This window comes from Bordetella tumbae (assembly GCF_054780995.1).
The window spans coordinates 26,160-46,874 of sequence record NZ_BAAGVG010000003.1 but is presented as its reverse complement, the minus strand read 5'-3'; the positions used below and the strand labels follow the sequence as shown (position 1 = coordinate 46,874).

Sequence of the window (20,715 nt, the reverse complement as noted above, 5' to 3'; positions counted from 1 at the left end):
TCTGTGCAGGCCCGCAATCCATAACACTCAGACCAACCTCACTGGCGGAGACAAGCTTATGGCATTTCATTTTTCCCGCAATGGCGGTAAACGGCCGGTGCGCCGCGCCATCCTGACAACCTTGCTGTCGGTGATTGTCGCCGGCACCGCCTGGCAGAGCCGTCCCGTCCAGGCTGCAGATACCTGGCCCGGCAAGCAGATCAAAGTCATCGTGCCGTACACCCCTGGCGGTGCCACTGATACCGTCACTCGCGTCGTGATGGAAAAGCTCTCGGCACGGCTGGGCCAGGCCATCATCATCGAAAACCGGCCGGGCGCCAATAGCACCTTGGGCTCTGCCATCGCCGCCAAAGCCGAGCCCGATGGCTATACCTTCTTGAGTATTCTGCCGGCTTACGTCATCAACACGCATCTGTACCAGCTCACGTTTTCTCCCGACCAGCTCGAACCCGTCGTCCACATGGCCGATCTGCCGCTATTTCTGTTTGTCAGCAAGGATTTGCCGGTCAAGACACTGGCCGAGCTGATCGAATACGGGCACGCACATCCTGACACACTGACCTATGCCTCTAGCGGGACGGGATCCAGCGCGCATTTGACAGGAGCAGACTTTGCGCTGCAAGCCAAGATCAAGATGACGCATGTGGCCTACAAGGGTAGCGCGCCCATTCTGACGGATCTATTGGCTGGACGCGTATCCATGGTATTTGATCCGATTCTTGTCCCTATGCAATATGTGAAGCAAGACAAACTCAAGGTGCTCGCTTTCACGGGAAAAAAACGCTGGGCTAGCGAACCCGATGTTCCCACTATGGAAGAAGCTGGCATCCCCGGATTTGTCACCGGATCATGGGCCGGATTACTAGCTCCGGCGGGGACGCCCAAGCCCATCATCGATCGCATGGCTAAGGAAATCAGTGAGATTGTCCACGAGCCTGACGTCACCCAGAAGTTCCTGGATGCAGGCTTTTTGCCAACCGGCAGTACCCCCGGTGAGTTTGCTGAATTGATGCGTACCGACTCTAAGCGCTACGCGAAGATCATCAAAGAGGCGAATATCACGGTCAACTAATGTGGCCAGCCTGCGGAGCACCGCCGTACGCCCTATCGGCGAACCGGCATAACCGCACCGCAGCATCACTCGCATGTTCATTTCGCACGGCCAGCACGATGGGATAACCCAGCGGCTGGCCGTGGGATGTGCAGAGATCAATGTATTGCACACCGGGTATGCCAATGCAGCGTGTGGATGCGGGGATCAGAGCAATACCCAATCCTAGTCGCACCAGCGTCAGTGTGGCCAATAAATCGGGCTCGGACTGCAAGACTTGCACCTGTGCACCGACTTGCTGCAGGATGACGCTGACTGCCGCGTGATAGCCGGGACTGGCCGTATGCGGATAATGCGTGACGAGTTTTTCGTTCGACAGCTCCGGCAAGCTCACCGAGGTTTTGCCTGTCCATCGATGAGTGACAGGCACGGCGAGACAAAAACGCTCCAGGCCAAATGCCTGTGTCTGCAAATGCGGATAGCTGCCGCCTCCCGGTACGCATACCCCTACGTCGATGCTACCGTTCTCCAGCGCAGAGATGATTTCTTGTGTGGAACCGGTACTGAGCGACAGGCGGATGCCGGGCTCCACCGCCTGAAAGCGCTCAAGTAGCGAAGGCAGCAACGTCAGCATGGCACTATCAATACTTTTGATCCGCAGCACCTCATGCGAGCCCTGTGCGGCCCCACGCGCCACCTCCACTGACACCTCTGACTGTCGCAACAAATAGCGGGCTTCGCGCAGAAATACGACGCCCGTGGGCGTCAGTGACACAGCCGAACGTGTGCGGTCAAATAGCGGCGCCCCTACGACCTGTTCCAATCGCTTGATGGCCGCACTGAGTGGAGGCTGCGTCATACACAGGCGTGTGGCTGCGCGCCGAAAATTCAGTTCTTCGGCGACCACGATAAACTGGCGGAGTTGTTTCAGTTCCAAAGTGCTCTCTCGGCTTACGATACCGAATCACTTCAACGTAATGCCCGTACGCTTCACCACATCCGTCCAGTAAATTTTATCGCTAGCGATCATCGCATTGAACTGTGTCGGCGTGATATCGCGCGACTCGATAGCCCGTTTGGCGAGCGCATCGCGAAATGCCAGGTTGGCGACGACATTTGCCCAGGCATCTTGCAGCCGTTGACGCACCGTATCGCTCAACCCTGCCGGCGCAAAAATACCCAACCAGCTCTCGGGCTCCAACCCGCCGATCCCCTGCTCTGAAAACGTGGGGACTTGGGGCAGCGCAGTCAGGCGCTTTTTGCCCGTCGAAGCCAATGCGCGAATACGCCCAGTGTGAATAAGGTCTTCGGAGCCTGCTACCGTTTGCAGAGAGAAGTCGACCTCACCGCTCAACAGAGCCAGGATCGCAGGATTTTGGCCTTGATAAGGTATATGCACTACGTCCAACTTCTGCACGATGCTCAGTTGCTCGGCCATCACGTGGGATGGAGCCCCCACACCGCCTGAAGCGTAGGTGTACTGACCGGGATGCGCCCGGATCAAGTCGATTAATTCGGCGGTATTCCGTGCCTGGATTTTCTGCGGATTCACCATCAGCACGAACGCTTGATCGCCTAGATAGCCAATGGTGGTAAAGCTTTTCAGGGGGTCATAATCGACCTCCGGCCTCAACACCTTGTTGATCACCATGCCGAACGATCCCAGACCCAGCGTATAGCCATCAGGCTGGGCCTTGGCGAGGCGAGCGGCACCAATCGTCCCACCCGCACCCGCGTAGTTCTTTACCACCACAGCTTGATGCAGCTCTTTGCCCAGCGCGTCCGCGGCCAAGCGCGCCGCCACGTCCAGCAGTCCTCCAGGCGCATAGGGCACGATTATCTCGATCGGGTGATCGGGAAAACTCTGGGCACAGGCCGCGTTGGCGGCCATGATCATCGTCAAGCCTAACAATGCGCGTCGGACGAGGCGCGTAAAAACACGATTCATGCGGTATTCCCCTTGTATGGTTCTTGTGATCATCGCTCGGCCGGGATTACGCCGCTGCATTTGCCGTGGCGCGCAGTGAGTCGATATAGGCGTTGGGCAGTTCCAGCGCAGCATTTCGACGACGTAGCCATAGCGCATGATCCGAGTCGCTATGCATGATTTGCTCGGAGGGCAGCGTTGGCCAACTGGGCGCGCGCAACCACATGCGCAGCAAATGCCGCCGATTTTCGATCTCTGGACTGTCCTCGTAATGCGTACGGCCGTGCAAGATAACGCGGTTGTTCAGAAACTGGATATCGCCGTCCTGGAATTGCATATCCAGGTAATACTCGGGAGACTCAGCCATGATCTCAATAGCCTTTACGGCGTCCAGGTCTGCATCGCTCAACCGAGCATGCCCGGCCTTGGCGGCATTACGGATATAGCTGCCCAGGAAATAGCAGGCTACCTGCTGCGGCCAATCCTGCAACCGCGTATAGACAGGAATAGGCGACACACTGGTGCGCCGTCCATCACCGAGTTGAGCGTCCTTCTCGCCCCGCATGAAGGTAAACCCGGCATACAACCGTGCTAACAGATCAGGTCTGGATTGTGCTAGCGCGTCGTGGATTGCCAGCGCACTGGAGATACGGCTCGCGCCCCCCGAACGCGCCGTACGCAGGCACATCAGACCGATGATGTCGCATGAGTCGGTGTGCATGTTCATTTCGCCACCGTTCTGGTAGGCGCGTGCCACGTCTCCATAGCCGGATAAATTCAATACATGACCCAGCAATTCGCCGCGATGAGACTGGGACATGGGGATACCCAGATAGATCGATAGTCCGAAGTAGATCTGTGCCATCTGATCGGCGTCGAACTGGTCGCGCGGCAAGCCTCGCAACATGGCAAAGCCTTTGCCCGCGTGCAGCTGCCGCGCTACCGCACCCAGTTTATCCGCGACACGATTGAGTGGAAATTCCGCTTGAGCCAAGGGCAAAGTCTTAGGGGGACGATGCGTACCGAGATAATCCAGCGCCTGGCGGATTTCGGCTATGTCGTCCGAGTCGAACTGCACCAGGCATTCGCGCATCCAATCAACGTCCGGGCCCCGCCAAGCGGAAGGCGCTCGCGTCGGAGACAAGGAAGATAAGACAGACATATCGCTCTCTTGGGTCGTTTTGAAGTGGACCTAGTATCGATGGCGAGTACTGATATGTCTAATCCTATTGAAGCGATCCTCTGATACTTTTGAAGCGAATTTTCGATGGCCTCAGGTGCCAGGCAGTCCTGCTGTATCCAACGAAAATGCTGCGGCGGCCCGTCCAATACGATCATTGACCGCACGCCACGCCGCATCCATCGGGGGTGCCTGCACCACAATGCGGGCATAACTGCTGCGATCGAGCTCGCGCAACATCGCATAGAGCGATTGCGCATAACGATCAGGATCCTTTGCCACCACATGCCAAGCGATATGCGAATTCATCTCGGCGGGAGCATTGTCGAAAGCCACGACGGCGATGCGGCCGTCAGGCATATCGATGCCGCGAATCACTTCGGCCAGGCGTTGAGACGTTGCCAGCTCCAGCGGCGTGTGCGGTGCGTAGTGGGCTTTTAGCGTGCCTGATGCACGTGGCGCGGCGTCATCGGGCATGCCTACGGGCTCGACCAACACGGCCTCGATCTGCGCGGGGGTAATATGACCGGGCCGCAACAACACAGGACCAACACCCTGCGCTAAACGTGACAGATCGAGAATGGTCGATTCAATCCCCACATCGGATGGGCCGCCGTCCAACACCGGCATGCCTTGCGCGACCTCGTCTGGAAACTCGTTACGCACATGGTCCGCATGCGTCGGTGATACTTGGCCAAATTTGTTGGCCGACGGGGCCGCTACGCCGCCCTGCCCATTGGGCTTTCCAGCTGCGAACGCACGAAGCAAGGCTTGGGCCACAGGATGCGAAGGGCAACGCAAACCGATGCTATCTTGCCCACCGCTGACCACGTCGCCTCTATGTGGCACACGCGGCAGGATCAGCGTCAATGGACCGGGCCAAAAGGCCTCGATCAAACGCTGGGCCTGAGGGGGAATCTCGCGAGCCCAATAGTGCAGATCCGCGCCGGGCGCGACGTGCACGATCACGGGATGATTGGAGGGACGTCCTTTCGCGGCATAAATGCGCGCGACGGCCTGCGGGTTTTCCGCGTCGGCGCCCAGGCCATAAACCGTCTCTGTAGGAAACGCGACCAGTTCGCCCGCCAACAGCCGATCCGCTGCACGGGCAATCGATACTTCATCGACAGGACTGCTGGCGCCCGCATCGCGCCTGGCATTTGCACCGGCAGACATTTCGGACGAAAAAGACGATCGCGTTGACATGGTGTTATTCGGGTGCAGCCATGCCCAGCGCAGCGGCAACGCGCGCGGCATCGGCACGCGCTTGATCCAGGGTCGCGGCGACTACGGTCACGTGACCCATTTTGCGGCCCCGGCGGGCTTCGTGTTTGCCATACAGATGGAGTTTGGCAGACGGCACCGCCAGCGCAGCCGACCAGTCGGGCTCACGAGGCGTCGTCGCGCCAGGCTCGAACCAGATATCGCCCAGGATGTTCAACATGACAGCGGGGGCCAGCAATGCAGTGCTGCCCAAGGGCAAACCCGCCATGACGCGCGCTTGCTGTTCGAATTGGCTGCTGACACAGGCATCGATGGTGTAGTGGCCGCTGTTGTGCGGACGCGGCGCGATTTCGTTGACGATCAGACTGCCGTCGGTCAATACGAAAAACTCGACGCACAGCACACCGTGGTAACCCAACCCCTGTGCAATGGCGCGTGCAGCCTCGGTAGCCTTGGCCTGCCGTTGAGCGTGTGCGGGATCGCTATCAGTAGCCGCCACTGTCGATACAGCCAGAATCCCATCGCGATGCAGATTGCGTGCGACCGGAAAGACGACATCTGCGCCATCAAAACCGCGTGCCAGGACGACGGAAATTTCGTAGTCCAGCGGCATCAGGGCCTCGAGCACGCACGGCACGCCGTCGAACTCGGCAAAGGCGGCTTGCGCCTCGGCGCGCGTGGCTACGCGTGCCTGGCCTTTACCGTCGTAACCCAAGCGGGCGACTTTCAGGATGCCCGGAAACAGCGTAGCCGGTGCATCAAGCAAATCCTGTTGCGCGCGGATCGCGGCATGCGGGGCAACAGGAATGCCCTGGGCTGCGATGAAGGTTTTTTCGGCAATGCGATCCTGGACAACAGCCACGGCGTCGCCGGCTGGGCTGACGCGGCATTGCGCTGCGGCCAATGCGCGCAGGCTGTCTGCCGGCACATTTTCGAACTCGGTCGTCACCGCGCGGCAGCTACGGGCGAGCTCAGCCAAACCCTCCGCGTCGTCATAGGCTGCCTGAATATGACGATCCGCCACGACGGCAGCAGGGCCGCCGGCGTCTGGGTCCAGCACGACCACGCGATAACCCAGGCTTTGCGCAGCGTGGCAGAACATCCGGCCCAGTTGGCCGCCGCCCAGCATTCCCAGCCAGTCGCCAGGTGCAATCGTGAAAGAATCAGTAGAAGAAGTCATACGCATAAGCGGCCCGCCACGCGGGCTCGTGGCAAGGTCAGGGCTGCGGGGGAACGATCATGTTGCGGGCCGCTTCAGTCTGGCGGGCACGGAATGCCGTCAGTTGGCGGTGCAACGCGTCGTCGGTCGTGGCCAAAGTGGCGATCACGTGCAAAGCAGCGTTCGCGGCGCCGGCCTCGCCGATGGCAAAGGTCGCGACCGGCACGCCCTTGGGCATTTGCACGATGGACAAGAGGGAATCCTCACCGCGCAAGTAGCGCGACGGGACGGGGACACCGAACACGGGAACCTCGGTCAGCGCGGCCATCATGCCGGGCAGATGGGCAGCGCCCCCTGCCCCGGCAATAATGCCGCGCAGGCCGCGGGAACGCGCCGCGGCGCCATATTCCGCCATGTCCTGCGGCATGCGATGCGCCGAGATGACGCGCGCCTCATACGGCACGCCAAAGGCCTCCAGCATGTCTACGGCGTTTTTCATGATGTCCCAGTCACTGGAGGAACCCATGATCACGCCCACCACAGGGGTAGCCGGCGCAGAGGCGGAAGAAGTCGTCGTCATAGCTAAATCGCAAGGCAAGAAGGCGCCGCGCCAGGGCGCGACGAGCGGAAAACCTGGTATTTTACCCGGCCTTTGCCTGCGGGCTGCGCAGCGTGCCCCGACGCGCCAACAAAAACGGGGCTCTACGCCCCGTTTTATCTATCCCACCGGCCGTGTAACGCCGGAACACCACATACGACCGCGCTTACGCCATCAGGCGATCCAGCGCCTCGCGGTATTTTGCGGCGGTTTTTTCCAGGACTTCTTGAGGCAGACGCGGGGCCGGCGGGGTTTTGTCCCAGGTCTGGGTTTCCAGCCAGTCGCGCACGAATTGCTTGTCGAACGACGGGGGGCTGATGCCTTCGCGATAGCCGTCGGCGGGCCAGAAACGCGACGAATCGGGTGTCAAGACCTCGTCCATCAGGTACAGCTGGCCGTCGTCGTCCAGGCCGAATTCGAATTTGGTGTCGGCAATGATGATGCCCTTGGTCGCGGCAAAAGCGGACGCCTCGGCGTACAGACGCAGGGTCACGTCACGAATACGCTCGGCCATTTCCTGGCCGACTTCGTTCACCACATGGGAAAAATCGACGTTTTCGTCGTGCGTGCCGAACTCGGCTTTGGCCGCCGGCGTAAAAATCGGCTCGGGCAGCTTGCTGGCCTGGTTCAGCCCGGCGGGCAGCTTGATGCCACACACGGAGCCGGTGGCTTGGTAGTCTTTCCAGCCCGATCCGATCAGATAGCCGCGCGCCACGGCCTCGACCAGGATGGGTTTCAGGCGCTTGACCACAACGGCGCGGCCACGCACTTGGTCCAGCTCGTCGGGAGCGACCACGTCCTCGGGTTTCACGCCCGTGGAATGGTTCGGCAGAATGTGCGCGAGCTTGCTCAGCCAAAACTCCGTCAACTCGGTCAGGACCTGGCCTTTGCCGGGGATGGGGTCGTCAAGGATCACATCGAACGCGGAAATGCGGTCGGACGCGACGATCAACAATTTGTCGTCACCCACGGCGTACATGTCGCGGACCTTGCCGCGACCCAGTAGCGGCAGAGATTTGATGCTGGATTGGTGCAGAGCGGAAGTCACGGATCGGCCTATCGCAAAAGAAGCATAGATTACTGCAAATGCAGACGCCGCCCCGGTGGGCGGCGTCTGCAACGGACAATAAGAAGCAGGCCTTATTGTACGACTTGCGTCAGCTTGCCCGAGGCGTACTGCTGGGCGATCTCGGTCAAGGGGACGGCCTTGATCTTGCTGGCGTTACCGGCGGTACCGAATTCGGTGTAGCGCTGGACGCAGATCGCCTTGGCGGCGGCACGGGCCGGCTTCAGGTATTCGCGCGGGTCGAATTTGCTGGGGTTTTCAGCAAAGAAACGACGGATCGCACCGGTCATGGCCAGACGGATGTCGGTGTCGATATTGATCTTGCGCACGCCGTACTTGATGGCTTCCTGGATTTCCTCGACGGGCACGCCGTAGGTTTCCTTCATGTCGCCGCCGAATTCACGGATCTCGGCCAACAGGTCTTGTGGCACGCTGGAGCTGCCGTGCATCACCAGGTGGGTGTTCGGCAGGCGAGCGTGGATTTCCTTGATGCGGGAGATCGACAGGATGTCGCCGGTGGGCTTGCGGGTGAACTTGTACGCGCCGTGGCTGGTACCGATGGCGATGGCCAGGGCGTCCAGTTGGGTCTTGCGCACGAAATCGGCGGCTTGCTCGGGATCGGTCAGCAATTGATCGCGGGTCATGGTGCCCTCGGCGCCGTGACCGTCTTCTTTGTCGCCCATCATGGTTTCGAGCGAGCCCAGGCAGCCCAGTTCGCCCTCGACGGTCACGCCCAGCTTGTGCGCGGCATCGACGACGGTTTTGGTGACGTTGACGTTGTAGTCGTAGTCAGCGATGGTCTTGCCGTCCTCTTTCAGGGAGCCGTCCATCATGACGCTGGAGAATCCCAGGTCGATGGCGCCTTGGCAGATCTTGGGGGATTGGCCGTGATCCTGGTGCATGACGACGGGGATCTGGGGATAGGATTCCACGGCGGCCTGGATCAAATATTTCAGGAAACCTTCGCCCGCGTACTTACGTGCACCGGCCGAGGCCTGCATGATCACCGGGCTGTCGGTTTCGGCAGCGGCTTCCATGATGGCCTGGACTTGTTCCAGGTTATTGACGTTGAACGCGGGAATGCCGTAACCGTGCTCAGCCGCGTGGTCGAGCAGCTGGCGCATGGAGACTAGGGCCATGAGGTGGTCCTCCTGAGTGATGAATGATAGGTTGGAGCCTTGCTGAATACCGGGATTTTAGCTGGGATTGTGGCAAGCGCTGTGTGACGCGTGTCACGGGAGGTGTCAGACCGCCCCAAACCTTTCAATTTGTTGCCGATTAGGCAGGTTTTTCCTCAAGCCGCGACCACTTCACGCTCGTGCCTGGGCGACGTGACACGATAGTGTGACGAGAACACCAGCCGCCCCGCAGACCAGGCATGTGTCACCATCGGTAAATCCCCCAGCAGCGTCACCGCCACCATATCGGCGCGCAGACCTTCGACCAAGCGGCCGCGGTCGCTCAGTTTGCAAGCGTCCGCCGGATTGGCGGTCACCAAGGCAATCGCCTGCGGCAAGGTCAGGTCAGTCTGTGCCGCGACAGCAAAAGCGGCGGCGATCAAGGTTGACGGCTGGTAATCGGAGCACAAGCAACCCGCCACGCCGGCGCGCACTGCGTCAATGGCCCGCATCGAGCCGCTCTGGCTTTGGCCGCGCAGGATATTGGGCGCCCCCAAAATCGTAGGCAGGCCGCAAGAAACCGCCGCCGTGGCCGTGTCCAGGTTGATCGGGAACTCGCTCATCGACACACCCAGATTACGCATGGTCGCAATACGTTGCACCGAATCGTCATCATGGCTGGCCGTGGGGATACCAAGACGATGCGCCTGCGCCAGCAGGGTCTCGACACGCTGCGCAGCACCATCGCGCGCCTGCAGTTTGGCGCGCGCCACCTCTTCGGCTTCGTCACGGCTCATCGCGTGGTTGCCCATCATGTATTGCAGATAGGCCTCCAGGGTCTTGAACTGCCCTTGCCCCGGTGAATGGTCCATCACGGAAAGCAGGTCGACCGCGGCCTCCTCCAGCAACGCCTGCAACACGGGCATGGCGGCGGCGTCGGTAATTTCGTAGCGGCAATGGACCCGATTGTCGACCAGGCTGTGCGTACGGAATGCCTGCACCGTGCGCGCCAACCTGGACGCCGTCTCGTTATTGCGCACGCCCCATTCGCTATTGGAGAACGACAACGCGTGGTAGGGAGTCGTGATGCCCGCCGCCGCGTTGCGCCGGTCCACCTGCGCCACCGCGAAATCCAGCGGAAACAGCACACGCGAGCGAGGCTCGGCTTCTTTCTCGATGGCATCGCAATGCACGTCGATCAGCCCCGGCAACAAGGTCTGGCCTTGCAGATCGACCTCTTCGGCATCGCGCACGCCCTGAGGCTCGATAGCGGCGATGACACCGTCCTGGATCAAAATGGCGCTGTTGGTCAGTACAGCGTCCGGCAACACGATGCGGGCATGAGTGAGGTACTGGGCTGACATGGATTACTCCGAGGCGCCGACAGGCACGGCCGGCTGAATGGGCAAAATGCGTGTCGCGACTTCGTCGCGTACCGCTTCGTCATGAAAGATGCCGATGAGACACCGGCCCGCGGCAACGGCCTCGCGGATCAGCGCAACAACGACGGCACGGTTATCCGCATCCAGCGACGCGGTCGGCTCATCGAGCAGCAATATCGGGTGGCCGCCGATAAAACCCCGCGCAATATTCACGCGTTGCTGCTCTCCGCCGGAAAAGGTCGCGGGAGGCAAGCCCCATAACCGCTGCGGTACGTTCAAACGGTGCAGCAACGCTGCCGCCTGCTCGCGAGCCGCCTCTGCATCCTGACCTCGCTCGCGCAAGGGCTCAGCCACCACGTCCAATGTGGACACCCGCGGAATCACCCGCAAGAACTGACTGACATAGCCAATGACGTCGCGCCGCAGCCGCAAGATCTGCTGCTCGGGTGCTCGTGTCAATTCGACCCAACGCTCGCCGTCGCGCATACGAATGCTGCCTTCGGTCGCCAAATAGTTGCCATAGAGACAACGCAACAACGTGCTTTTCCCCGTCCCCGAAGGACCCGCCAACACCAGGCAGTCTCCAGGACCAGCGTCGAAATCGACGTTTTGCAGGACCGGCAGGCGCACGCCTCCCTGGTTATGCAGGGTGAACATCTTGCCCAGCCCGCGAACCTGGACCAGGGTCGTATCGGACGAACCAGATTGTGTCCGCCGGTCCTGTTGAATGGCCTCGGGATCGCCTGCCAACGTTGCGACTGAGACATTCGAATCCGATTGCGCCGCCGCTGATGCAGACGACAATACATGTGATGTGTTCATAGAATCAGCTCTGCAATATCGAAGACACCAGCAACTGCGTATACGGATGCTGGGGGTCATCCAGAATCTGGTCGGTCAGGCCGCTTTCGACGACACGGCCGCCACGCATGACCAGGGTGCGATGCGCGAGCAAACGCGCCACTGCCAGATCGTGCGTCACGACAATGGCGGCAAGCTTGAGGTCGGCAACGAGTTGACGCAGCAGATCCAGCAATCGCGCCTGCACCGATACATCGAGCGATGCCGTCGGTTCATCCATAAAGACCATGCGCGGATACGTAACCAGGTTGCGAGCAATCTGCAGGCGCTGCTGCATCCCGCCCGAAAATGCGGCGGGTGCATCATCCAATCGGTCCGCATCGATTTCCATTTTTTCCAGCCAGGCGCCTGCTGTGCTGCGCAAGTCGCCGTAGTGACGCTCGCCCACTGCCATCAGGCGCTCGGCAATATTGGCGCCTGCACTGACCTGCATGCGTAATCCATCACGGGCGTTCTGACGTACAAACCCCCAATCCGTGCGCGCGAGCAATCGCAAATGCGCAGCAGACAGAGATGCCAGGTCTACGAAACCGCGATTACGGATGTCGTACCGGACGCTGCCAGATTCGGGTTGCATCTGCCATGACACGGCTTGCAGCAAGGTGCTCTTGCCCGAGCCCGACTCGCCCACTACGCATAGCACCTCGCCGGGGTGCAAATCGAAACTGATATCGCGGCAGCCATGCACGCCATCCCAGGTGCATGTCATGTCCCGCACAGAAAGCAAAGGTTGGGGATTCATACCGAGGCCTCCGCGTCTGCAGTAAAGGCCGGCCCCGTGTGGCCGTTGGCCTGCCGGTCGGCACAGTATTCCGTGTCCGAACACACGAAGCGCCGTGTGCCCTGATCGTCCAGAATGATTTCATCGAGATAGGTATGCGTCGAACCGCAGAGATCACAACACTGATCCCATTGCTCGACACGAAAGGGATGATCCTCAAAATCCAGGCTTTTCACGCGGGTATAAGGCGGCACCGCATAAACGCGTTTTTCACGGCCTGCGCCAAACAACATCAAAGCCGGATTGTTGTCTAGTTTGGGATTATCGAATTTCGGAATGGGAGAAGGACGCATCATGTAGCGGCCATTGACGATCACGGGATAGTCGTAGGTCGTCGCAATGTGCCCATGCTGTGCAATGTCTTCGTATAGCTTGACATGCATGCCGCCATACTCCGCCAACGCATGCATGGTGCGCGTCTCGGTTTCGCTGGGCTCCAGCCAGCGCAGGGGCTCGGGGATCGGCACTTGATACACCATGATCTGGCCCTCGCGCAGCGGCGTCTCGGGAATACGGTGGCGCGTCTGCACGATCGTGGCCTCGCGCGTGGATTCCGTCGTACGCACCCCCGTCACGCGGCCAAAGAATCGGCGGATGTTGATCGCGTTGGTCGTGTCATCGGAACCCTGGTCAATGACTTTCAACACATCGTCCGTGCCGATGATGGCTGCCGTCACTTGAATGCCGCCTGTCCCCCAGCCATAAGGCAAAGGCATCTCGCGGCTGCCAAACGGCACTTGATAACCCGGAATGGCAACTGCTTTGAGCAACGCCCGGCGCAGCATGCGCTTGGTGGACTCGTCCAGATACGCGAAGTTGTAATGGTCGTCGCGGGCGACCGTGGTGCTGACTGCGTTCATGATGACACCGCCTCATCGGCAAGAACAGGGGATGCCTCGGCAGCCTGCGCCGTGGCTTGCTCGTCGCGCATGTGGCGCAGCAACTCGAGATTGGCTTGAAAATCCACGTAATGCGGCAATTTCAAGTGTTGAACGAAACCCGACGCCTCGACGTTATCGCTGTGATACAGCACAAACTCGTGATCGTTGGCCGGCGCAGTAGCGGCCTCGCCGAGTTCCTCGGCCTTGAGTGCACGATCGACCAAGGCCATCGACATCGCTTTGCGTTCGCCATAACCGAAGGTCAACCCATAGCCACGGGTAAATTTAGGCGCCTCCTGAGCATTGCCGCTGAACTGGCTGACCATCTGGCACTCGGTCAATTCGATTTCGCCTATCGTGACGGCGAATCCCAGTTCTTCGATGAACATGTCGACTTCCAACGACCCGTAGCGGATCTCGGCAGCAAAGGGATGCGTATTACCGTAGCCGCGTTGCGTGGAATACCCCATCGATAACAGAAACCCCTCATCCGCGCGAGCCAGATTCTGCAGACGCGCATCGCGCCCGGCGGGAAAGTTCAAGGGCTGACGTGTCAAATCAAAAGGCGCGGGATCGCCTGGCGGGATAGGCTCTTGATCAATCAGATCGTCGTGCTGCAACAGATCCGTCACGCGCGGCATCGATGCCGCGACAGGCTGTGCTGCAGGGAGCAGCGGCTCACCACGCGCATCGTCACCGTCGGCCTCCAGAGAAAAATCCAGCAAGCGTTGGGTGTAGTCATAAGTGGGCCCGAGAATCTGCCCGCCCGGCACGTCCTTGAACGTGGACGATATGCGCCGCGCTAAACGCATACGGGCAGTATCTGCCGGCTGCGTATAGCCAAAACGCGGCAAGGTCGTGCGATAGGCCCTGAGCAAAAATACGGCCTCGAGCACATCTCCGGCGGCCTGCTTGATCGCCAATGCCGCCAAGTGCGGATCATAAAGCGCGCCCTCGGCCATCACGCGCGACACGGCCAATGGCATCTGCTCGCGGATCTGCGCCAGGCTCAGCTCGGGAATACTCGTATCGCCTCGCCGATAGGCATCAAGCATGCGATAGGAATTCAGGATGGCGCGTTCGCCTCCTTTGACAGCGACGTACATATCAGCCCTCCGCCATAACAGTACGAGGCAGACCGCACAGCTGGCTGCCCTGAATCAAAAATGCGTCCACACCTAACGGGAACAACTGGTGATTGGCCCGCCACTGCGTCCAGAAATCCGCCGGCAGGCCAGTCACCGACAGCGTTTGCCGAGTCGCAATACCGGGACCGCTCAATACGACCGAAGCGGTGCCCGGGTCCTGACTCAGCGACTCGACCTCGAGCAGCAACGTCGTAGACATATCGGGATAAGCAGGATCGCCGGGATCGCATTGCGTCAGGCCGGGGGCCATATGCCCGGCAGGCACCACGACGAAACGCGCCTGCATCGGCTCGTTCACCAGTGGGCATCCACAATGGAAACGTAAATAGTGGCGTACAGCGTCGTCTGCATCGGCGGGCAGCCATACCGGCGTGTCCACGTCGGCCAACGCCAGCAACATGGCCGTCATCCCCAGCGACAGCCCAGGCGGCACACCGCATTCGACGGCAATATCGTGAATGCTGCCGGGATGGGCCAACGCCTGCAGGGCCGCACGGAAAGTCTGCTGCGACTGCATCACCGCATCGGCGAACCCGGCGGCGGGCGGGGCACTCGGAACAGGAGTCGGTATCGTCAACATGTCAGTCTTCCCCCCGCACCATCGTGAAGAACTCCACTTGCGTTTGAGCGGCGACACGCGCGCGATGCTGCGCACGTTCGTAATGGGTCTGCGCCAACGGCGCAATCACTTGCGACTGAACGCGATCGTGCCAATCGTCTCGCTGCAACAGGGCATCCAGCACCGCCGCCAGCTCGGCATGTTGGCGCTCGCGCCCCTGAACATAGGCCACGCCCATGATGCCGTCCTCGAGGGTGACCGCACAGCGCGTGATGCTCATTTCACCCAAATTGAATTGCGCGCCCGTCCCACCACTGCGCGCGCGAACCATCGCCATGCCGCGCTCGGGCGCCCGTAGTGCGCGATGCGGGGGCAAGGGCCCCAGTGTTTTGACGGCCAGGTCCAAGGCGGCAGGCTCGGCCAACGCCAGAACACGCATCCAGGCAGCGCGGCTGGCAGCCTCGTCGGGTGGCGGAGAAGTCGTAGAAAATTGAGTCGATGCAGACATAGGTGGAGGTTTCCAGTGAGAGCAGACGTGTTCGGGATAACGGATAGAAGAAGGCGAAGTGTGGTGCGCCTATTATCTATACGTCTAGACGACTGGATGAAATATAATCTGGAACAGCGCTCAGTAAAACACCGGCGCGTGAATCTTTTATGACACGCTGCCACGATGCGACGCTGGCATTACATCAGCTCGCAGCTGATGCACAATCATGGCCGTGCAACATGAAGCTGCCATTACCGGAACGGATTTTTAATATGGTCGAACGAGGGTCAGGCGTCGCTGTGTGGCGGCAAATCGGCGAACTGCTGGCGGAAGACATCCGCAAGAAACTCTATGCTCCGGGTGAACGCCTGCCGACCGAGCCAGAGCTGGCCGCCAAATTTTCGGTCAACCGCCATACCATCCGACGCGCCATGAGCGAATTGGAGCAAGGCGGACTAGTGCGCATCGAACAAGGCCGCGGGACTTTTGTGCAAGAGCATGCGATCGACTATGCCATCGGCCGCCGCACCCGTTTTTCCGAAAACCTGTTGAATCAAGGCGTGCTCGGCCATATCGAGGTCATGGGCTGCCAGAGCCTGCGCGCCGCGGACATCGCCCGGCATCTCGAACTGGCACGCACCGCCCCGCTGCTGCGCGTGCAGTCCCTGGGTAAAGCCGAAAATCGTTGCATTGATGTCTCGGACCACTACATCGACGAAAACCGCTTTCCCGATTTTGCCGATCAGCTGCGCACACTGCGTTCCATCTCGCGCGCGTATGCACATTACGGCGTGACAGACTACACGCGCAAATGGTCGCGCATTACCGCGATATTGCCGTCAGCGGAGGTCGCGCGGTTGCTGAGCCAACCCAAAACCCGTCCTATCCTGCAGGTGGAGTCGCTGAATGTAGACAGCGACGGCACACCGCTGCAGTACAGCCTCACGCGTTTCGGCGGCGACTCGGTGCAATTGGTCATCGCCAACGACACGGCGTGAGCCTTATCCGGCTTGCTGCCTCCTGGGGACTTTTTTGTTTTGGGGCGGCCCGGCAACAAAAAATTCATCCATTGCTCCGAGAAACCTCGGCATTCATGCCGGGGAGGTAAGGGGCGCAGCCGCAAGGCTGCAAGATTGGTCTGATTTGAGTTGATGGCTGGATAAATATCCAGTTTTCTGATCTGGCGCGGATAGTATCTCGGGCATGCAAACCAAACGTGCCTACCGATTCCGGTTCTATCCGACGCCCGAGCAAGCGATCACGCTGGCTCGCACGTTCGGTTGTGTGCGTGTGGTCTATAACCACATGCTTAGCCTTCGTTCGACCGCCTGGGCTGAGCGACAGGCGCGCCTGGGGTATCACGTCACCTCTGCGGCCCTGACGGCGCTGAAAAAACTGCCGGACTACGTCTGGTTGAACGAGGTCAGCAGTGTTCCGTTGCAGCAGACACTGCGTCATCTGCAAACGGCGTTTGCCGGGTTCTTTGCCAAGCGAACGGGATATCCTCGCTTCAAACGCAAGGATGGCCCGCAATCGGCGGAATACACCGCCAGTGCCTTTAGATGGGATGGCCGTTCGCTCAAGCTGGCGAAGATGGCTGAGGCGTTGCCCATCCGTTGGTCCCGTCAGATTCCTAAAGCCGCCAAGGTCACTACCGTCACGATCAGCAAAGACCCGGCAGGACGATACTTTGTCAGTCTGCTGTGCGACGACGTTGTGGCGCAAAAAACGCCCACATCGAACTGTGTCGGGATTGATCTGGGGTTGTCTCATTTTGCGATTCTCTCAACAGGAGAAAAAGTCGATGCACTACAGATCTTCCGTAAGCATGAAGTTAAGTTGGCTAAGCTACAGCGCCGCTTAGCCAGAAAACAAAAGGGATCGGCTCGCCGCGCCAAGGCGAAGCTGAAAGTCGCCAAGCTGCATGCAAAGATCGCAGACACCCGCAGGGATTTCCTGCACCAGCTTTCTACCCGGTTGATCCACGAGAACCAAGTGATCGCCGTAGAAAGCTTGTATGTGTCCAACATGCAGAAAAACCGCTGTCTTGCTAAGTCCATCGGCGATGCCGGATGGGCGGAGTTTGTGAGGCAACTGGAATACAAGGCCCGTTGGTATTGGCGTGAGTTCGTGCGGGTAGATCGCTGGTACCCGTCGAGCAAGCGCTGCCACGTTTGCGGATATGTCTTACCAAAGCTGCCGTTGAGTGTGCGGCATTGGTCCTGTCCGCAATGCAACGCCGACCACGACCGCGACATCAACGCGGCGCATAACGTATTAGCCGCCGGGCTGGCGGTGTTAGCCCATGGAGAAACGGTAAGACCTGAGTGCATGAGTGATGATGTGCAACGGCTCGGTTCTGTGAAGTGGGAATCTCTTCCCCTTTTAGGGAAGGGAGCAGTCAACTAGACATCCAGTTGTCATAGTGGACGGATAAGGTGTTGCGGATGAACTCCATATCCTCTCCCTGCGCAGCGCTGGCGGGCATTTCCGGGCAGCGCCTACTGACACCCGCAGGCCTGGCCTGTGGCCGCTTCGCGTTTCATGATGGCTGCATCGCCGGCAGAAGCGGCTCTCCCATCACGGGCTCATCGTGGCTGGATGCCGGCAATCTGTTAGTCTTGCCAGGCATCATCGATCTGCATGGAGATGCTTTTGAGCGCGCCATCATGCCGCGCCCCGGCGTCACCTTTCCCTATGATGCCGCGCTCCATGATGTAGACCGGCAGTTGCTGGCTAACGGGATCACGACCGAGTTTCATGGCGTCACCCTGTCGTGGGAAGGCGGTCTGCGCGGCGAGCCTTATGCCGAACGCATGTTTGAGTCCTTGGCTCGCATGCAGGATGCAATGGGCGCGCGGCATCATGTGCACCTGCGTTTCGAAACGCATCATATCGGCGGCGTCGAGATTGCACAGCAATGGATACGCGATGGCCGCGTCCAGTTTCTGGCGCTCAATGATCACCTGCCCGGCATGGCGCGGCGCCTGGGTGACGACCGCAAGCTTCTGCAATATGCCGACCGCGCAGAATGCGGCCTGGACACGTTCCAGGCCCGCATCCGCCAGGCGCTGTCATGCGCCAACGAGGTGGCCGACGCGATGCGCGAACTGACTCAGTGCGCGCGCTCTGCGGGCCTGAGCGTAGCCTCGCACGATGATCCCGATCCCACCACGCGCCGCTACTACCACCAGCTGGGTTGCCGCGTCGCCGAGTTCCCGCTGACAGCCGATGTCGCGCGCCTGGCGCGCGACTTGGGTGATGCCACAGTATTCGGCGCACCGAACGTCGTGCGCGGCCGCAGCCATACTAATGCGCCCAACGCCACCGAAATGATCCGCGCCGGCCTGTGCGACATTCTGACCTCCGACTACTACTATCCAGCGCCTTTGACCGCCGCACTGCGCCTGGTCGAACAAGACATTCTTCCCCTGGATAAGGCCTGGAACCTCGTCTGCGCCAACCCGGCCCGTGCCGCAGGACTGACGGATCGAGGATCTCTGGCAACGGGACAAGCGGCAGATGCCATCATTGTGGATGACAGCGTGCCGGGACTGCCTCGCGTCTGCGCGGCGATTGTGGGTGGCGTATTGCGCTATGCTGCCCGTAGCTTTGCGTCGATCGAGGCGGACCGTCTCGCAGCGTAAATACTTATCAGTGAAGCGCTTGAGCCGGCGTCGCACAATGCACTTGAACACCCGGCGTTTCATCATTCGAATTTGAACGTAGTCATGCCCTCTGCTTATCGTTATGCCTTGTATCTGGCGCCTGTGGGCGCATGGCGCGAATTGGGCCGTCAATGGCTCGGCCGTTGCGAAGACACCGGCGCGCCCGTTCCTCGCGCTGCGGGAACCGATCCGCGACTGGATGAGTGGACCCGCGCACCACGCCGCTATGGCCTGCACGCCACGCTAAAGGCGCCATTTCGATTGCGCCATGGACAAAACGCTGCGGCATTGGACCGGGCAGTGCGTGCATTCGCCGTACAACAGGAGCCATTCGGCATTCCGTTGCGACGCGAATCCCTGCGCGGCTTTCTGGCTTGGTGCATCGACGACAAACATGCCCTATCCCGCACGAACGCGCTGGCCAATGCCGCCGTTGCCGATCTTGATGCGTTTCGCGCGCCGCCGGAACCTGCCGAGCTGGCGCGCCGCCAACCGCAACACCTCAGCCCAATGCAAAGGCAGATGCTCGATCGCTGGGGCTATCCGTATGTGTTCGAGACCTTTACCTTTCACATCACGCTGACGGGTCAATTGGACGACGCGGCAATGCGTGAGGCGCAAGCCCGGCTCGATGCATTGGAAAATTCCGCTTTGCAACGCCCTATGCCCGTCAATGCCGTCAGCCTCTACGTAGAGCCCGAGCCGGGCGCAGACTTTGTGGTGGCGCGCCACTATGGGTTTGATGGCACAACGCGTGATGGGGCTGGCGCGCGGTTCCTCCAGACGCAGGATGATGCTCAATACGCGTGAATACACCAACCCTGCCGCAGCCCACCCGCCCCGTTCACCAACAGGCACGGCGATGCGAGCTCCGCTTTTAGTCAAACACAAACGTGAACCCTATCCTCATCGCACCAGCGGCCACGTCCCCTGCCGCCGCGGAGGCACAGCGCGGACAACGGCTGATTTACCTCATGGGCGCGTCCGGCAGCGGAAAAGACACACTGCTGCGCCATCTGCGCACCACATTGCAGCCTAACGAGCCGGTACTGGTCGCGCACCGTTATATCACCCGGCCCAGCAGTGCCGACGAATCTTCGGTCGCCTTGAGCAACACCGAGTTCCAACGCCGCATCGATCTGGGTTGTTTTGCGCTGCACTGGCATAGCCATGGCTTGCATTACGGGATTGGCGTCGAGATCGATACGTGGCTGGCGGGTAACGCCGTCGTCATCATCAACGGCTCGCGTGCGCATCTCGCCTTGGCCCACGCACGCTATCCCTATCTGACAGCCATCGAAGTCACGACCCATCCCGACGTATTGGCCACGCGTCTGCGTCAACGTGGCCGCGAAACGGCGGCGCAGATCCAGGCGCGTTTGGAGAAAGCCGTGCAACCCTATCGTATCCCGGCCACCTGCTCCGTCAGCTCGCTGCCCAACAATACCGCCCCCGAAGACGCCGCCGGGCAATTACTGAAAATAGCGCGCAGGCTGCTGCCAGCCTAAGACTGCACCAGTACGCGGATGCGGGCGGCCCGGCAACAAAAAAAGCCCCCACGCTGCGCCTCCGGCTTGCTGCCCCCCCCCAAGGGGGCGTTTTTGTTTTGGGGCGGCCCGGCA

Annotated in this window: 21 protein-coding genes; 6 read left to right on the top strand and 15 right to left on the bottom strand. The window is 60.3% G+C overall.

From position 1 onward, the window contains the following. Positions 1 to 58 precede the first annotated feature (58 nt). Positions 59 to 1,072, top strand: a complete 1,014-nt coding sequence (locus ACYVI2_RS01725; RefSeq protein ID WP_415820834.1) for a Bug family tripartite tricarboxylate transporter substrate binding protein — start codon at positions 59 to 61, stop codon at positions 1,070 to 1,072. Here ACYVI2_RS01725 and ACYVI2_RS01720 read toward each other — a convergent pair. From ACYVI2_RS01720 to phnG, 15 genes are all read right to left on the bottom strand, one after another. Next, the gene (locus ACYVI2_RS01720; protein WP_415820835.1) at positions 1,065 to 1,988 is read right to left on the bottom strand and encodes a LysR family transcriptional regulator; all 924 of its coding nucleotides are present in this window, start codon (positions 1,986 to 1,988) and stop codon (positions 1,065 to 1,067) included. The two genes, ACYVI2_RS01725 and ACYVI2_RS01720, sit on opposite strands and share 8 nt — an antisense overlap. A gap of 27 nt (positions 1,989 to 2,015) precedes the next feature. Then, positions 2,016 to 2,999: a Bug family tripartite tricarboxylate transporter substrate binding protein gene (locus ACYVI2_RS01715; protein ID WP_415820836.1), complete on the bottom strand. Its 984-nt coding sequence runs from the start codon at positions 2,997 to 2,999 to the stop codon at positions 2,016 to 2,018. A 46-nt stretch (positions 3,000 to 3,045) separates the two neighbouring features. Next, the gene (locus tag ACYVI2_RS01710; protein ID WP_415820837.1) at positions 3,046 to 4,140 is read right to left on the bottom strand and encodes a TauD/TfdA family dioxygenase; all 1,095 of its coding nucleotides are present in this window, start codon (positions 4,138 to 4,140) and stop codon (positions 3,046 to 3,048) included. A gap of 111 nt (positions 4,141 to 4,251) precedes the next feature. Continuing rightward, positions 4,252 to 5,334 carry an L-threonylcarbamoyladenylate synthase gene (locus ACYVI2_RS01705; RefSeq protein WP_415820870.1) on the bottom strand — a complete coding sequence of 361 codons (1,083 nt, stop codon included), beginning with the start codon at positions 5,332 to 5,334 and terminating at the stop codon, positions 4,252 to 4,254. Between the two features lie 34 nt (positions 5,335 to 5,368). Then, complete coding sequence (locus ACYVI2_RS01700) at positions 5,369 to 6,562, bottom strand: 5-(carboxyamino)imidazole ribonucleotide synthase (protein ID WP_415820838.1); 1,194 nt, start codon at positions 6,560 to 6,562, stop codon at positions 5,369 to 5,371. Between the two features lie 37 nt (positions 6,563 to 6,599). Further along, positions 6,600 to 7,121, bottom strand: coding sequence for a 5-(carboxyamino)imidazole ribonucleotide mutase (purE, locus tag ACYVI2_RS01695; protein ID WP_415808532.1), 522 nt, complete (start codon positions 7,119 to 7,121; stop codon positions 6,600 to 6,602). Positions 7,122 to 7,305: 184 nt separating this feature from the next. Beyond that, positions 7,306 to 8,187, bottom strand: a complete 882-nt coding sequence (locus ACYVI2_RS01690) for a phosphoribosylaminoimidazolesuccinocarboxamide synthase (protein WP_415820840.1) — start codon at positions 8,185 to 8,187, stop codon at positions 7,306 to 7,308. 92 nt (positions 8,188 to 8,279) lie between these two features. Continuing rightward, positions 8,280 to 9,344, bottom strand: coding sequence for a class II fructose-bisphosphate aldolase (gene fba / locus ACYVI2_RS01685; RefSeq protein WP_415820841.1), 1,065 nt, complete (start codon positions 9,342 to 9,344; stop codon positions 8,280 to 8,282). Positions 9,345 to 9,499: 155 nt separating this feature from the next. Continuing rightward, on the bottom strand, positions 9,500 to 10,687 hold the full coding sequence (locus tag ACYVI2_RS01680; RefSeq protein WP_415820842.1) for an alpha-D-ribose 1-methylphosphonate 5-triphosphate diphosphatase: 1,188 nt from the start codon (positions 10,685 to 10,687) through the stop codon (positions 9,500 to 9,502). A 3-nt stretch (positions 10,688 to 10,690) separates the two neighbouring features. Next, on the bottom strand, positions 10,691 to 11,527 hold the full coding sequence (phnL, locus tag ACYVI2_RS01675) for a phosphonate C-P lyase system protein PhnL (RefSeq protein WP_415820843.1): 837 nt from the start codon (positions 11,525 to 11,527) through the stop codon (positions 10,691 to 10,693). Positions 11,528 to 11,531: 4 nt separating this feature from the next. Further along, positions 11,532 to 12,308 carry a phosphonate C-P lyase system protein PhnK gene (phnK, locus tag ACYVI2_RS01670; protein ID WP_415820844.1) on the bottom strand — a complete coding sequence of 259 codons (777 nt, stop codon included), beginning with the start codon at positions 12,306 to 12,308 and terminating at the stop codon, positions 11,532 to 11,534. Further along, positions 12,305 to 13,207 carry an alpha-D-ribose 1-methylphosphonate 5-phosphate C-P-lyase PhnJ gene (locus ACYVI2_RS01665; RefSeq protein ID WP_415820845.1) on the bottom strand — a complete coding sequence of 301 codons (903 nt, stop codon included), beginning with the start codon at positions 13,205 to 13,207 and terminating at the stop codon, positions 12,305 to 12,307. The genes phnK and ACYVI2_RS01665 overlap by 4 nt, the downstream gene beginning before the upstream one ends. Continuing rightward, entirely contained in the window at positions 13,204 to 14,334 is a 1,131-nt protein-coding gene (locus ACYVI2_RS01660) for a carbon-phosphorus lyase complex subunit (protein ID WP_415820846.1), read from the bottom strand. The genes ACYVI2_RS01665 and ACYVI2_RS01660 overlap by 4 nt, the downstream gene beginning before the upstream one ends. Before the next feature lies 1 nt (position 14,335). Further along, positions 14,336 to 14,956 (bottom strand): phosphonate C-P lyase system protein PhnH, encoded by a 621-nt coding sequence (gene phnH, locus ACYVI2_RS01655; protein ID WP_415820847.1) that lies wholly within the window; start codon positions 14,954 to 14,956, stop codon positions 14,336 to 14,338. A gap of 1 nt (position 14,957) precedes the next feature. After that, positions 14,958 to 15,443: a phosphonate C-P lyase system protein PhnG gene (gene phnG / locus ACYVI2_RS01650; protein WP_415820848.1), complete on the bottom strand. Its 486-nt coding sequence runs from the start codon at positions 15,441 to 15,443 to the stop codon at positions 14,958 to 14,960. Positions 15,444 to 15,697: 254 nt separating this feature from the next. On the opposite strand from phnG, the gene phnF reads away from it, so the two are divergent. From phnF to phnN, 5 genes are all read left to right on the top strand, one after another. After that, complete coding sequence (gene phnF / locus ACYVI2_RS01645) at positions 15,698 to 16,423, top strand: phosphonate metabolism transcriptional regulator PhnF (RefSeq protein WP_415820872.1); 726 nt, start codon at positions 15,698 to 15,700, stop codon at positions 16,421 to 16,423. A gap of 205 nt (positions 16,424 to 16,628) precedes the next feature. Beyond that, a complete protein-coding gene (locus ACYVI2_RS01640; RefSeq protein ID WP_415820849.1) occupies positions 16,629 to 17,834 on the top strand; it encodes an RNA-guided endonuclease TnpB family protein in 1,206 nt (401 codons plus the stop codon). Between the two features lie 38 nt (positions 17,835 to 17,872). Continuing rightward, the gene (locus ACYVI2_RS01635; RefSeq protein WP_415820850.1) at positions 17,873 to 19,072 is read left to right on the top strand and encodes an alpha-D-ribose 1-methylphosphonate 5-triphosphate diphosphatase; all 1,200 of its coding nucleotides are present in this window, start codon (positions 17,873 to 17,875) and stop codon (positions 19,070 to 19,072) included. Positions 19,073 to 19,156: 84 nt separating this feature from the next. Further along, positions 19,157 to 19,903 (top strand): DUF1045 domain-containing protein, encoded by a 747-nt coding sequence (locus tag ACYVI2_RS01630; protein ID WP_415820851.1) that lies wholly within the window; start codon positions 19,157 to 19,159, stop codon positions 19,901 to 19,903. An 83-nt stretch (positions 19,904 to 19,986) separates the two neighbouring features. Then, positions 19,987 to 20,601: a phosphonate metabolism protein/1,5-bisphosphokinase (PRPP-forming) PhnN gene (gene phnN / locus ACYVI2_RS01625; RefSeq protein ID WP_415820852.1), complete on the top strand. Its 615-nt coding sequence runs from the start codon at positions 19,987 to 19,989 to the stop codon at positions 20,599 to 20,601. Positions 20,602 to 20,715 lie beyond the last annotated feature (114 nt).

Bases quoted from the DNA above. Each gene is read 5' to 3' on its own strand.
- ACYVI2_RS01725 (WP_415820834.1), top strand. From the start codon at position 59: ATGGCATTTCATTTTTCCCGCAATGGCGGTAAACGGCCGGTGCGCCGC.
- ACYVI2_RS01715 (WP_415820836.1), bottom strand. From the start codon at position 2,999: ATGAATCGTGTTTTTACGCGCCTCGTCCGACGCGCATTGTTAGGCTTG.
- ACYVI2_RS01710 (WP_415820837.1), bottom strand. From the start codon at position 4,140: ATGTCTGTCTTATCTTCCTTGTCTCCGACGCGAGCGCCTTCCGCTTGG.
- ACYVI2_RS01705 (WP_415820870.1), bottom strand. From the start codon at position 5,334: ATGTCTGCCGGTGCAAATGCCAGGCGCGATGCGGGCGCCAGCAGTCCT.
- ACYVI2_RS01700 (WP_415820838.1), bottom strand. From the start codon at position 6,562: ATGACTTCTTCTACTGATTCTTTCACGATTGCACCTGGCGACTGGCTG.
- purE (WP_415808532.1), bottom strand. From the start codon at position 7,121: ATGACGACGACTTCTTCCGCCTCTGCGCCGGCTACCCCTGTGGTGGGC.
- fba (WP_415820841.1), bottom strand. From the start codon at position 9,344: ATGGCCCTAGTCTCCATGCGCCAGCTGCTCGACCACGCGGCTGAGCAC.
- ACYVI2_RS01680 (WP_415820842.1), bottom strand. From the start codon at position 10,687: ATGTCAGCCCAGTACCTCACTCATGCCCGCATCGTGTTGCCGGACGCT.
- phnL (WP_415820843.1), bottom strand. From the start codon at position 11,527: ATGAACACATCACATGTATTGTCGTCTGCATCAGCGGCGGCGCAATCG.
- phnK (WP_415820844.1), bottom strand. From the start codon at position 12,308: ATGAATCCCCAACCTTTGCTTTCTGTGCGGGACATGACATGCACCTGG.
- ACYVI2_RS01665 (WP_415820845.1), bottom strand. From the start codon at position 13,207: ATGAACGCAGTCAGCACCACGGTCGCCCGCGACGACCATTACAACTTC.
- ACYVI2_RS01660 (WP_415820846.1), bottom strand. From the start codon at position 14,334: ATGTACGTCGCTGTCAAAGGAGGCGAACGCGCCATCCTGAATTCCTAT.
- phnH (WP_415820847.1), bottom strand. From the start codon at position 14,956: ATGTTGACGATACCGACTCCTGTTCCGAGTGCCCCGCCCGCCGCCGGG.
- phnG (WP_415820848.1), bottom strand. From the start codon at position 15,443: ATGTCTGCATCGACTCAATTTTCTACGACTTCTCCGCCACCCGACGAG.
- phnF (WP_415820872.1), top strand. From the start codon at position 15,698: ATGGTCGAACGAGGGTCAGGCGTCGCTGTGTGGCGGCAAATCGGCGAA.
- ACYVI2_RS01640 (WP_415820849.1), top strand. From the start codon at position 16,629: ATGCAAACCAAACGTGCCTACCGATTCCGGTTCTATCCGACGCCCGAG.
- ACYVI2_RS01635 (WP_415820850.1), top strand. From the start codon at position 17,873: ATGAACTCCATATCCTCTCCCTGCGCAGCGCTGGCGGGCATTTCCGGG.
- ACYVI2_RS01630 (WP_415820851.1), top strand. From the start codon at position 19,157: ATGCCCTCTGCTTATCGTTATGCCTTGTATCTGGCGCCTGTGGGCGCA.